Annotated in this window: 9 protein-coding genes and 1 tRNA gene; 4 read left to right on the top strand and 6 right to left on the bottom strand. The window is 46.3% G+C overall.

Going from position 1 to position 13,370, the window contains the following annotated elements; all coding sequences use genetic code 11:
* Positions 1–2: 2 nt before the first annotated feature.
* From GXP65_RS12815 to GXP65_RS12805, 3 genes are all read left to right on the top strand, one after another.
* A complete protein-coding gene (locus GXP65_RS12815; RefSeq protein WP_162092983.1) occupies positions 3–575 on the top strand; it encodes a sigma-70 family RNA polymerase sigma factor in 573 nt (190 codons plus the stop codon).
* A gap of 4 nt (positions 576–579) precedes the next feature.
* On the top strand, positions 580–2,124 hold the full coding sequence (locus GXP65_RS12810) for a hypothetical protein (protein WP_162092982.1): 1,545 nt from the start codon (positions 580–582) through the stop codon (positions 2,122–2,124).
* A 245-nt stretch (positions 2,125–2,369) separates the two neighbouring features.
* Positions 2,370–4,691 carry an acid phosphatase gene (locus GXP65_RS12805; protein ID WP_162092981.1) on the top strand — a complete coding sequence of 774 codons (2,322 nt, stop codon included), beginning with the start codon at positions 2,370–2,372 and terminating at the stop codon, positions 4,689–4,691.
* A gap of 207 nt (positions 4,692–4,898) precedes the next feature.
* Here GXP65_RS12805 and GXP65_RS12800 read toward each other — a convergent pair whose 3' ends face one another.
* The 5 genes from GXP65_RS12800 to GXP65_RS12780 form a co-directional block, all read right to left on the bottom strand.
* The gene (locus tag GXP65_RS12800) at positions 4,899–5,888 is read right to left on the bottom strand and encodes an SPOR domain-containing protein (RefSeq protein ID WP_162092980.1); all 990 of its coding nucleotides are present in this window, start codon (positions 5,886–5,888) and stop codon (positions 4,899–4,901) included.
* 163 nt (positions 5,889–6,051) lie between these two features.
* Entirely contained in the window at positions 6,052–7,008 is a 957-nt protein-coding gene (locus GXP65_RS12795; RefSeq protein ID WP_162092979.1) for an ABC transporter permease, read from the bottom strand.
* Between the two features lie 2 nt (positions 7,009–7,010).
* On the bottom strand, positions 7,011–7,988 hold the full coding sequence (locus GXP65_RS12790; protein WP_162092978.1) for an ABC transporter permease: 978 nt from the start codon (positions 7,986–7,988) through the stop codon (positions 7,011–7,013).
* Positions 7,989–8,134: 146 nt separating this feature from the next.
* Entirely contained in the window at positions 8,135–9,688 is a 1,554-nt protein-coding gene (locus tag GXP65_RS12785; RefSeq protein ID WP_162092977.1) for an ABC transporter substrate-binding protein, read from the bottom strand.
* A gap of 105 nt (positions 9,689–9,793) precedes the next feature.
* Entirely contained in the window at positions 9,794–11,509 is a 1,716-nt protein-coding gene (locus tag GXP65_RS12780; protein ID WP_162092976.1) for an ABC transporter ATP-binding protein, read from the bottom strand.
* A gap of 686 nt (positions 11,510–12,195) precedes the next feature.
* On the opposite strand from GXP65_RS12780, the gene GXP65_RS12775 reads away from it, so the two are divergent.
* The gene (locus GXP65_RS12775; protein WP_162092975.1) at positions 12,196–12,921 is read left to right on the top strand and encodes an HAD family hydrolase; all 726 of its coding nucleotides are present in this window, start codon (positions 12,196–12,198) and stop codon (positions 12,919–12,921) included.
* A gap of 337 nt (positions 12,922–13,258) precedes the next feature.
* Here GXP65_RS12775 and GXP65_RS12770 read toward each other — a convergent pair.
* Positions 13,259–13,335 (bottom strand) — tRNA-Pro (locus tag GXP65_RS12770).
* Positions 13,336–13,370: the final 35 nt, after the last annotated feature.

The raw sequence follows: 13,370 nt of genomic DNA, 5'->3' as shown, positions 1-13,370 counted from the left end.
CCATGGCTTCTAAATCTACCCTGATGCAAATCATCCAGCAGTGGCAAGCCGGCGATAAACAGGCGGAAAGTGAGTTGTACCAATTCGCTTACCTACAGCTGCGTAAAATCGCCCAACAGGAACGTGAACGCAACGCAGAGAAATACGGCACCGACAACAAGGTGCTTTCAGACAGCGTCAACAGCACCACGGCGCTCATTCATGATGCTTATTTGAAAATGTCTAACTGCGACATGAGTGAGATTGAAACCAAGCGCGACTTCTTCTTAATGGCAGCCAAAGTGATGCGCCAAATCTTGATCGACAACGCACGCGCCCATCAAGCGCAGAAGCGCCAACACATCACCTTGATGAAGGAGGAAGAAGATCGCTTCGAGCAGCTCATCATCATGGATAAAGCGCTCGACAGCTTCAGTGTGCGTTACCCACGTCAGTCTAACGCTTTGAAGCTCAAGTACTTGATGGGTATGAAAAACCAAGAGATCTGTGAACTGCTGGAATGCAGCGCCAGTTTGATTGAAAAAGACTTAAAGTTTTCACGCAGTTGGCTGCACTCAAGAATGGCGCACGCGTAACATCATGACAAAAAAATACTGGATTGCAGGTGCACTTGGTATCTGCTTGATGGCAAGCTATTGGCTTTCAGATGAACAAACGACAGCTGTCGCTGCCAATATCAAACCTGCACAAAATAGTACTGATAAGAAAGACACCGCTCATGGTGAGCGCACTTCTTTGATTGAAGTAAAACAAGCTTTAACCTCGTCAGCACTAGAGCGGAGCAACGATCTCGCCTTTGAAAAAGCTCTCGAATCAACCTTGTCAGATCATCCTGAACAGGTTCCAGATGCTTTTGGATCATTGGTGGTCAATTACTCCGGAAGCCTGACTCAAACCTACGTTAGCAACAACCCAAACCATGATTCGACAGACAACGGCAAACCGATCATTAACCTTGCGGTGGAACAGCAGCTTCAAACCATCATCTTTGGTTGGGAGCTAGCACAGAACAACCCGATCAACTATTCGCTGGGATTAGAGCAGCTGTTTGAAGATCCAGAAGGCGACCTTCTCACCACCCGAATTTGGTTGGAAAACGCCAACGGGCTAAGTGTCCTTAATCAAGGACAAATCATGCTGCAAGGCGCACCAAGAGCATTCGACCAAACCACTTACTTAGCGGTATCAGCTCGTGATGACCACCACGGCACAGAAGACCATGCTTGGGTAACGACACGCTTTGAGCTACCAGCAGTAATCGAAGAACAAAATGATACCGAACACCCTCTCATTGATGGCATTGTGTATCGCCTGGAAACCACAAACTTACTTGGTGGGAAAAAATACGCCTATGAAGTGGTGTACTGTGAGGCATTTAAGTTTGTTGAGGAAGAAGTCTTCTATGCGGCTGCCAACAACAAAACCCATTGCCCTGAAGAGCATGAATTAAAGAAAGTCGGTCAGTATCAGATCAGCGATGAATCATTAATAGTGCAAACAAGCGACTCACAACAAATCTGGACCACCAAAAAGGTCTACACCTCACGCGTACACAAAGAAACCGAAAACTACTTCATCACTGTTTTCGACAATAATCGTTTCGAAAGCTACACCATGCAGAAGAACAAACGATCAATGGAAGAGCGTTTGAACGTCAACACAGGAGAGAAGCTGTATCAATCCGCCCGATTTGATCTGCTCATTCCGACTGCCGGTGGTTATCGCCATGCGCTTGCTGGTAACTATATTTTTGACCGACGCTTCGCTCAAGGTAATGAGTATTACGACGGTTTCGACTCAGATCTCAACATAGTCGCGTCTAATAACGACTTATTTGCTCATGAATTCTGTCAGTTTTGGGACACCTCAATCATCGCTGGTGAAGGGATGTTTAGCGATGTGATTTCTTATTCCAACAATACCTATTGCGCGACTGCTCCTAAACCGTCGGCATACGCTTATGTCTATTTCAACAATGACTACCATGCCAATGACGTTTTTCTTCAGGGTGAAGCTTATAGCTACATCTTGCGCCCACTTCCTCAATACGCCAATAGTGTAGAGGAGTTGAAAATGAATATGATTTATTACGACCCTATTAGTTCAAAAACCAATCACAAATGAGTAAAAGGTCAAAATAAGTATCTGTATTAAATAGCAGCCACCTCAAACCGCCATTCACTCCACTAATCAAGGCTACAAAAAAATATTAAAAGTTTTTTTACGGTTTTTTTGTGGCTTTTCGTGTCTTGAAGCCGCTTCCAAAACCGATCCAAAATGCGCTGCTTTTTCAATCTCACTAGTGAGATTGAAAGATAAAACGATAAAAAGCGACTTTCTCATTCGGAAATGAAACAAGGATTAAAACAATGAATAAGGTGAGTTTACTAGCAGCGTCAGTGGCTATCGCACTAACAGGTTGTGGTGGTTCAGATGGTGGTTCAAACGGTGGCAACTCTGGTGTAGTGATCACTGGCTTCGATGGCTACTTCAAAAATGCTGTGGTATTTGAAGATCTGAACAACAATGGTCAATGGGACACTAATGATACATTCCTTGGCCTAACCGATGAGAAAGGTCAGCTTAAAATCAAAGCAAAACCAGAAAGCACTCTGGCACTGCAAACTATCACGCCAAACGGCGCAAAACAGAAACAGCTTATCGCTTTAGATCCGACTTACGCAGGTACCTACACTGTAGATATGGATCACCCAAGCCAAGCGATGGCTCACGAACTGGTTTTCCGCGCACCAAACTCTTCTAACGTTATCTCGCCAATCACTGACCTTGTTGCAATTGAAATGGCAAACGACAGTGCACTAACGGAAGAAGAAGCAGTAGCAAAAGTAAACCAAGCACTTGGTGGTACGGAAGAAGCACCTATCGACCTATACAGCGATTTCGTTTCGGGTGTAGATAAAAGTGCCGAACTACATAAAACCGCTCAGATTCTGACTGAATCTAAAGCGCAAAACCCTGCGAACTACGAGAAAAAAGCGACTGAATTCGCGCAAGCTGCTGATCAAGAAGTAGACCGTCTGGTGGAGTCTGGTGCAGATATCAATGATCCAAACCTACGCCCAGTAATCACTGACAGCACACCAGAAAGCGAAAACCTAGCGCCAGAAACCGTAGTCAACAACAAGCTTGTTGTTAACGAAGACGTTGAAGAAGCAGCCGAAGAGAAGCTAGATAACCTACCTGAAATCGTAAAAGGCGCGAGCTTCGATGGTGTGGAGCTGAACATCGAAGGTCTATTTAAAGACAAAGACCAAAACCTGGTGACGCCTAAACTGTCTCACAACCTAGGTGGAACTGGTATCGAAGTTCGCATTGAAGGCAACCAATTGATTCTTTTGCCAGCTGCTGAAGTCACCAAAGCAGGTGAGTTCGAAATCATCCTAACAGCGGAAGATAAAGATTCTGCAGGCAAAGCGCTTTCTACTGTAAGCACTGTATTTGAGCTGGACATCGAAACAGCAAACCAAGCACCAATCGTCATTGAAGAAGAGCAAAAACGCCTTCAAAGTATCGTTGATGGCTGGCAGCTACAACAAGGTGAAGCTTTCGAGCAAACTCTCGATATCTCAGGTTTGTTCCAAGATAACGACGGTCAGATCACCGACTACTCGGCAGACTACGTAGAGATTGAAGGTCTATCAGCCATTGAAGATGGCAATGCGATTGTCACCATTAAAGGCACACCAACAAAAGCTGGCGAATCTGGTGCACTCCTTGCTATTAGCGCGACAGATGGTGATATCTGGGTACAGATTGCACTCAGCATGCCAGAAGTGAAAGAAGGTGCTACGCCGCCGCCAGTTGTACCAACGCTAGGCTTCACTATCGACCACTTTAACGGCAAAGCGGCAAAAATGGGCAGCTTCGCACGCAACGATGGTGAAATCGGTCATGCGATTCTTATGAAAGATACCGAAGGCCTACTATGGTGTTGGGGTTCAAATGATGATGAGCAAGGCGAAGAATACTCGGCAAACATCAGTGATAACCTAAGCAACTCTTGGGAATCAGAGTACGACCCATACGCGATTTTGGCAAAACTGGACAAGCTACCAAACTACGCGGCTTACCAAAACAAAGATTGTTGGGACGTAGAGATCAAAGACGGCAAATTGTACGACGATGAGGGTTCTGAGTACGAAATGCTTTACCAAAACAAAACCACACAAGGCGAATACCAAATCCTTGTGAAAATCGATGGTGATGAGTTGTTCTGGTTTGATTCAACCGATGCACCTTTCGCACAAGCACTACCAGTGAGCGAAAAGGTCGCAAACGGTAAGGTTGAATTTGATATGACGGTAGAGAGCGAGACCGTTGCTCAAGACGAAACTGAACTATTCTATGCTGCAGGTAAGTTTGAGTACGCTAACGGTGTTTACGAATACGAGTCTATCAAACCAGAAGGCTTCTACACTCCAGGTAACTGGACTATCTCTCTAGATAGCGAAACAAATCGCGAAACTTTGATTCTAGAAGAAACAGGCTCAGAGTCTGATTACAAAACTCGTCACCGTAATGTAAACCGCGAGTTTGGCGATTTCTACATCGGCATCAACTCAAGCGTTGAACAAAACGGTTGGGTATCAGCCCCAGAGTTCGGTCTGTACTCACACTCTCAAGAAGCAATAGAAAAAGTGATGGAATCACTGCCTTTAATTGAAGATTAATGAGTAAATACGGTTTAATTCGAGCAAAACCTTGTTGCAATCATATTCACTTACAACGCCGACGCAGAACCTTTTGGGAAAAATGCAAAGGCATCAAAGAAGTGTATTGCTGCTCTAATTGCCACAGGGAAACCTATCTCAAATAACTCTTCTATTTGATGCTACTGAAAAGCCCCGCACTTGCGGGGCTCTTTTGTATCCGTTTAATTACTTAACGCAAACCACGTTAAGTAACGAAGTGCCCGTGAGCTGATTAGGTTCTCGGTCGGCAAACAAGCCCTTCTTATCTTTACCCCAGTAAGGCAACTGCAGCGGCCAGTTATTTTTCTCCATCACCCCAGACGCACGCAGCGTTTTGAATTCCGAGGCGCTCGCTAAGTCCATACTTAGTTGCTGACATACCTTTTGTGAGCTCGCATAGTTTAAGCGGTTCCAAGGCTTTCCATGTTCCATATAGAACTGGTTGTTGTTCTCGACCAAGTACGGCACCACAAACGTTTTACCTTGCAGAATCGTCTTCAATCGTACCTGTACTGTATCGTTACTGATAATAGGTTGAGCAGGCTTAGGCGCTTGGGTAGGTTTCGCCACTGGTTGAGAAGCTTGCTTCGGTACTGCCTTAGCAGGCGCCTCTTTTGCCTTAAATGCATCCGTATTAGAGCGAGTCGCGGCTACTGGAGCAACTGGTGTCACAGGCTTTGCCTTCGCGGCAGGCTTCGGCATCGGCTTAGTTTGCTTCACTGGCTCTGACGTACCTTTGCCAACCACACGAATAAACGCTTCTTTATAGGTCGACAAAGTTTTAACTCGCTGCAAGTCCTGCGAGGCTTGGGCAAATTCAGTATAAGGACCGATAAGGCAACGATAGCCTTTTTGCTCTGGCTTCATCCAAACATCCGTGGTGATTTTGCCGTAGATCGGCTTCGCTTTGGCTAAAGACATCGGCTTTGGCAACAGACCACATTGGATCCAGAAGAAGTCATTGCCTCCTTGCGGCACTTTCTTTCCCCACAGCCCTTTCCCGATCGGACAAGATTGCTCTAGAACTGGCAGCTCTTTGTTGCTGGCTTGAGAGGCCTGACAAAGAAAATCGTCCGCCAATACAGGACTCGCAAATTGGGCGCACGCCACCAGCAACCCAAGGCTCAAGCCGGATTGGACGATACGAGAGGAGTGGTGTGCCTTTTTCATTTCCATACGCTTCACTCTAAACAGTAGGTGATGAAATTATCGCGACAAAGCGTCAATAAAATATGCATAAAAACTGATAAGCAAAAAAAGAGCCGGAATTGCATCCGGCTCTCAGTTTAGGAAGAAATTTATTAAATTGGCAACCTATATAGCCCAATTTATTTGATGACTAACCTTTGTAGATTTTCGGGTTAAATACATCACGTAGCCAGTCACCCAGTAGGTTAATCACCAATACCAGCGTTACTAGCACGATACCTGGGAAGGCAGTAATCCACCAAGCACCAGAGAAGATGTAGTTAAAGCCGATGCTGATCAAGGCACCCAGTGACGGCTGGTCTACAGGAAGACCTAAGCCTAGGAATGACAGCGCTGCTTCCGACATGATCGCGTTCGCTACCTGCACTGTCGAGATAACCAAGATTGGCGATAGACAGTTCGGCAGAATGTGACGGAACATGATGCGCGGCGCTTTAAAGCCCATCACACGCGCCGCTTCGACATATTCTTTCTTCTTCTCTGCCAATACCGAAGCACGAATGGTACGTGCGTATTGCGGCCATTCTGCCACGCCGATGATCACCACCAGCATGACCACCGCGTATTGGCTGTAAAAATCACTGCCAAAGCTGGCTTTGAAGATTGCCGAGACGATGATCGCCACCATCATGGTCGAGAACGACAACTGCACATCAGCAAAACGCATCAAGAAGCTATCAATACGGCCGCCGAAGTAACCCGCAGACAAGCCAATGATGATGCCCAGTACTAACTGAAGAGCAACCGCAAGAAAGCCGATAGTCAGAGACAAGCGAGAGCCGTAAAGAATGGTCGATAAAATATCGCGGCCTTGCTCATCAGTACCTAACACAAAACGCTCATCGCCACCTTCCATCCAAGACGGTGGCAACTCAGAATCCATGATGTCGATGGACGTGAGATCATAAGGGTCAGTCGGTGCAAGTACAGGGGCAGCAATAGCCAACACCAAAAACACCATAAATACGGTGAAGCTGGCCATCGCGACTTTATCGCGCTTAAAGTAGTACAAGAAATCCGAGTTTTTAAAACGTTGCCACGCAGAAGGTACAGCTTCAGGAGCGGCCGTTACATTTGATTGGCTCATGGTTAAGCTCCTTTTCCAGTTAGGTTCACTGTTGGGTTGATGATGCCGTACAGCAAATCAACAATGGTATTGGTTACCACGAAAATCAGACCAACAAAGATAACGTAAGCAGTGATCAACGGTGTATCTACACGGTTGATTGCCTCAAGGAAAAGAAAGCCCGTCCCCGGCCACTGGAACACGGTTTCAGTAAGAATGGTGTAAGCCACCATGGTACCAATCTGCACGCCACCCACCGTCAAAACAGGTAACATGGTGTTTTTAAGTGCATGTTGGTAATAGATTTTGTTTAAGTTCAGGCCTTTTGCTTTGGCGAACTTGATGTATTCCGAGCTCAGTACTTCCAGCATTTCTGAACGGACCAAACGGATGAACAGCGGCAACATGATCGAAGCCAGTGCTACACAAGGTAGAATCAAGTGCTTGATGCCATCAATGGTAAAGAAGCCTGATTCCCAACCAAGCACATTAGCGGTCTCGCCCCGCCCGTAGGAAGGTAGCCAGCCCAGCTCAATGGAGAAGACGTACATCAGCATGATTGCGGTTAAGAACACCGGAATCGAGATACCGACACTACTCATCGCCATGACGAATTTCGTAAAAATACTCTTAGGATGGATCGCGGAATACACGCCAAGTGGTATAGAGAAAACAATAATGATGAGCGTCGCACCAAACACGAGCTCTAGCGTCGCCACCAGCTTATCGAGAATTACCTCAACCGCAGGTCGCTTGAAGAAGTAAGATGTACCTAAATCACCTTGCAGTGCATTGCCCACAAAGCGAGTGTACTTTGTGATAAAGGGATCGTTCAGGCCCAGTTCGTCACGCAGCGCTTGGCGCTCCGATTCTGAAACCGACTGACCTACAAGCTCACGCAGCGGGTCACCCAGGTTATCCTGAATGGCAAACGCCACCAAACTGATCACAAACATCACTATCAGTGCCTGAAACAGGCGCTTGACCAGAAACGAAAACATTCCTTGCCCCTTAACTATCCATAGATCTCTATTCAGAGAGAAAATTCAGTCTGTAAAACCAACTCAGTCCGACTGAAACAAAACTGAGTCGAGTGCTTTAAGTTGAGGAGGGACACCTATCCCTCCTCAAAATCGACTAACCGTGATTATTCAACCACTAGGTCACCGAAGTAAGGCATTACCATTGGGTTAACGATGTCTGCCGCTTTCAAGTTAGACTTCGCGCCCCACGCTTCACTTTGCCAGTGTAGCGGTACGAATGCTGCGTCGTTGTATAGCGTTGCTTCTACACCTTTCAGCATTGCTGCACGTTTCGCTGGATCCGTTTCTACGTTCGCTGCTTCAACCACTTTGTCCATTTCTGGGTTTGAGTAGTAACCACAGTTGTACTGACCACGGCCCGTTTCTTCGTTACGAGTCATAGTTAGGAACTCGTTGAAGTTCGCCGAATCTTCCGTATCTGAGTGCCAACCGATCATCAGCATGTCTGCCGCACACTTGTCGAACTCTGGCCAGTATTGCGCTTTTGGCATCGTCTTCAGATCAACCTTGATGCCGATCTTAGACAGCATTGCCGCCGCCGCTTGCGCTACTTTCGCATCGTTCACGTAACGGTTGTTTGGTGCGATCATCGTTAGCGTTAGGCCATCTTCGTAGCCCGCTTCTTTCATCAGCGCTTTCGCTTTCTTCAGATCGTAGCGAGGAACCAACTTGTCATCGTGACCCACGTAACCTGAAGGGCTTTGTTGACCAGCTGCCGTTGCGAAGCCTTTCATGATTTTCTTCACGATGCCTTCGTTATTGATTGCGTGAACAATCGCTTGGCGAACGCGAACGTCTTTCAGTGCTTCATTGCTGTTTTGGTTTAGTTGGAACGTGATGATACGCGTACCAGGTAGCGTTACTAGGTCGATGCCGTCTGCATCTTTCACACGTTTGTGATCGTTTGGCGCAACAGGGTGAATCATGTCAACGCCGCCAGAAAGTAGCGCTGCTACACGAGTTGCGTCTTCTTTAATTGGTACAAGCGTTAGCTTATCAACGTTACCTTTCGACTCTTTGTCCCAGTAATCTTTAAAGCGTTCGAATTCCACTTTTACGCCCTGCTCACGAGAAGTCACAATGAATGGACCCGTGCCAGATACGTTAGTCGATGCAAATGAGTTACCGTGCTTCACTAGCTCAGACTTGTCTTTGCCATCTTCTGTCTTACCAGAGTAAAACTTGCTGTCCATTGGGAAGATGTAAGTCGCCGTTTGCAGAACAAGTGGGTAAGGACCTTTAGTCACGAGATCCACTGTGTAGTCGTCAACCTTCACGATTTTTTCGTACGGGTCGAAGATAGCTTTGAAATCTGGAGAGCTTTGTAGACGTTCGAAAGTCCATACTACGTCGTCCGCCGTCATGTCATTCCCAGAGTGAAACTTAACACCTTGGCGCAGCTTGAAACGTACCGTTGTATCGTTCACACGTTCCCAGCTTTCTGCTAGACGAGGTTCAAAGTCCATGTCTTGTGTGAAACGAACTAGTGGATCAAATACCATGTGTGACATTTGCAGCGTACCGCCTGATAGCTGCTCATGCGGGTCTAGCGATACTGGGTCAGCTGCGTAGCCAACTTTGATATCTGCTGCCAATGCGTTAAAGCTTAGGCCCGCTGCCATTAGCGCCACTGCTAATTTGCTTTTCATGGTTTTCATTTGCATAACTCCTTCATGCGGGAATTCGAATCCCTTGTTGTGTTTGCGTCTTTGTTATGACTAAGGTTTGTTGACCTTGATGGTCAGCCAAGCGAAAAACTTGGTTTATGCCGTTTTGATTTCTTCTCTCAAGCCTGTGAATTCAGGCATCAGAGAAATCAGTTTCTTGCTGTATTCATGCTGAGGAGCGGTAAATAGCTGCTCAGTTGGCGCCACTTCCAGTAGCGTACCCATCTGCATCACACCCACTCGGTCACACATTTGGCGAATAACCGGTAAGTCGTGGCTGATAAACAGCATGGTGAGGTTGAGCTCACTTTGCAGATCTTTTAGCAAGTTCAGAATTTGTGCCTGTACCGATACATCCAACGCTGATGTCGGTTCGTCACAAATCAGTAGTCGAGGACGGGTCGCCAGTGCGCGCGCAATTGAAATACGTTGACGCTGACCACCGGAGAATTCATGAGGGTATTTCACGCCCGCCATTTTGCCCAAACCTACGTGATCAAGCAGGTCATTCACAATCTGACGCGTTTCCACTTCATTCTTAGTGAGCTTATGGAAACGAATTGGCTCCGCGATGATGTCGAAAATCTTCATTCGCGGGTTCATTGAGGTGTATGGGTTTTGGAAAACCATCTGCATTTGACGACGCAGCGGACGGCGTGCTTTTTCTGATTTCAGCGCCGTTAGGTCAATGCCTTCAAAGCTTACTTGCCCTGAGTTTGGTTCATACAAACCTGCAATCACACGTGCGATGGTCGACTTACCTGAGCCAGATTCACCCACCAAGCCAAACGTCTCACCTTCGTGCACTTCAAAGCTGACATTGTTTGAGGCCTGCACATATTCGCGGCGGCTTTCAAACAACGAATCTTTGGTCACGAAGCGTAGATTTACGTTCTTCACATCCAATAGAGGGCCTGTGTATTCGCGTTGGTCTTGGCTTTGACCTAGCCAGTGGTTCTTAATGTCCAGTTCTTGTAGCTCTGTCGCTTCTTCGATATAGCTGACCAACGGGAAGCGATCGAGTTTTACATCAGAACGAGGAACGGCTGAAATTAGGCTGCGTGTGTATGGGTGATCAGGATCGCCCAACACTTTAGCGGTTGGACCAAACTCCACCAAATCACCGCGGTACATAACTGCCACACGGTCAGTCACGTTTGAAACCACACCCATGTCGTGCGTCACCAACATACAACCTACGTTGTTCTTGATACACAGTTCACGGATAAGGTTTAGGATTTGGTCTTGGATTGATACGTCGAGTGCCGTAGTTGGCTCATCGGCAATGATCAGGTCTGGCTCGCCAGCCAGTGCGATAGCAATAACCACACGCTGACGCATACCGCCAGAGAATTGGTGTGGATACTGTTTAAGACGGTTTTCAGGTTGCGGAATGCCAACCTGCTGCATTAGAGAAAGCGCGCGTTGATACGCCTCTTCATCCGACACCTTCATATTGGCGTGGATGGTTTCTTTCAATTGCTGCTCAACCGTAAATAGTGGGTTAAGCGAGGTCATTGGATCTTGGAAGATAAAGCCAATCTTAGAGCCGCGAACCTTACGCATCGCTTCTGGTGTTAAGCCAGATATTTTTTCGCCATCAAGGTACACATCGCCACTGGCAACACGACCCGGAGGGCTAAGCAAATCAATAACGGCGTTACCAACGGTGGATTTACCCGCACCTGATTCGCCAACAACACCCACAATTTCGCCACGATCGATATGAAAAGAAAGCGATTTCACGGCCGCATGGACACCGTGACGGGATGGATATTCAATACGAAGGTTTTTCACCTCTAATAGTGACATTTCAGACCTCTACTGCCTTGTCTGTGGTATCGAATCGCGCAATAAAAGCGCCATTCATCACCTGAATGAATCCGTTCAAATTCAGAATAATACTCTGAAATCTTAATGCGGAGACAATTTGGCAAAAATTACACAAAAAAGCAACAATTAAAGTATATTCCGCCGAAAAAACATTATTTACACGCACAATGAGCGAATAGAAATGCATTAACAAGTATTTAACCATTTTCATAACACACCATTTTTGTGCGCTATGCACCAATAAAAACAGAAAAATGCTCTAAGTTTACGCATAAAGCCACTATTGACAGTATCCCTATTATTCACGCAATACCATTAACATTTACCAAACAATATTCCGTTCTTATTGGGGCTTTTCGACATAAAATGTTACTAACAAAATAGTCTGCATACATAAAAAGCCAAAATCTCCACACAACTAAAGCGGTGAAAACGTGAGCAGTTCGGCAAAACAAATGAAATCCGTCACCTAATCTTGGTTATGCGTCAGTTATGCGATTTCGTGATTAAGTCACTTCGGGCAGGAGAAAAAATACATGGCTGTTCATCTTCTTTTAGGCATTAAAAACGATGTGGAAGCATTGATTTTGCGCTTTCCACTGTCATTTTGAGTGAGATAAGAGATAATCAAACTCTAACGTTGAGTAGTGAATGAAGGAGCCCCTGTGCTTAAAGCGATATTTTTTGATATGGACGAGACTTTATGTGGCACATCTCAAGCTGATAGAGTAGCAGGACAAGAGTTTGCCAACTGGATTGCTCAAACTTACCCTCAGGTCGCTGACTCCACAGCCTTCGTGCAACGCTACTTACAAGGTGTGTATAAGAAGCTAAACCACGAATTCCCTCAGCTTATTGCTCTATTGCCAGATGAAAATGCGTTCCGCTGCGGTTTAATCCAAACCATCTTGGCAGAGCAAGGTATCGAGATCGATGCAGAACAAGCGCAACAGGCACAAAGCTTCTTCGATTCAGCTCGAATGGGTGCTTTTACCTTCTTCCCAGGCGTGAAGGAAATGCTGACTGAGCTACGCCAACACTACAAATTGGTGGTAATCACTAACGGCCCTATCTTCTCCCAACATCCAAAGCTCAAAGCGACACAAATGAGTGAATGGGTGGATCACATCATCGTGGGTGGCGAAGAGCCAGAAGAGAAGCCTGCGGCAAGCATCTTCCACAAAGCACTCAACCTTGTAGATGTAAAACCAGAAGAGGCGATTCATATTGGCGACTCTCTACCAGCAGATATCGCGGGTGCCAACAATATGGGCATTCTGAGTGTGTGGGTTAACGAGGCAGGCGCAGCGAATCCAACCGATATCAAACCAAGCTATGAAGTGAAAGAGACGGTTGAGCTCAAAGAAATTCTAAAAACGCTCGCTCAATAAAGCACTCAACTCAAGAAATACAAAGCCCCAGCCATCGTGCTGGGGTTTCTTTTATCAGCTCGAAAAGCATTTGGATCATGGGTGGTCAAAAGCTCCCAGAGCTGTACATTGTTGGCGGAATTGAAAATAGAGTGAAGATTTTTGAGAGTAAGAAATGGAAAAAGCCCCAGTCTTTCAACTGAGGCTTTAAATCGTAGTCGGTGAAGAGCCATATTCTAACTTCAGGCGAAGCCCATATGGGTTCCAATCCATTGAAATATTGCCGACTCATCTAGTCCAAGCAATATCACTAGCTCTAAAACGACGAAAGCCTGCTAAGAAGCAGGCTTTCTAATAGTGGTCGGTGAAGAGGGATTCGAACCCCCGACCCTCTGGTCCCAAACCAGATGCGCTACCAAGCTGCGCTATTCACCGAACTGTATTTGCTGATTCTCTCAAATCAGACTGGA

It is taken from the genome of Vibrio sp. LB10LO1 (genome assembly GCF_010092875.1).
Classification (GTDB): domain Bacteria; phylum Pseudomonadota; class Gammaproteobacteria; order Enterobacterales; family Vibrionaceae; genus Vibrio; species Vibrio campbellii.
Note: the sequence above shows the minus strand (reverse complement) of the source record. Positions and strands in the feature narration are given on the sequence as shown.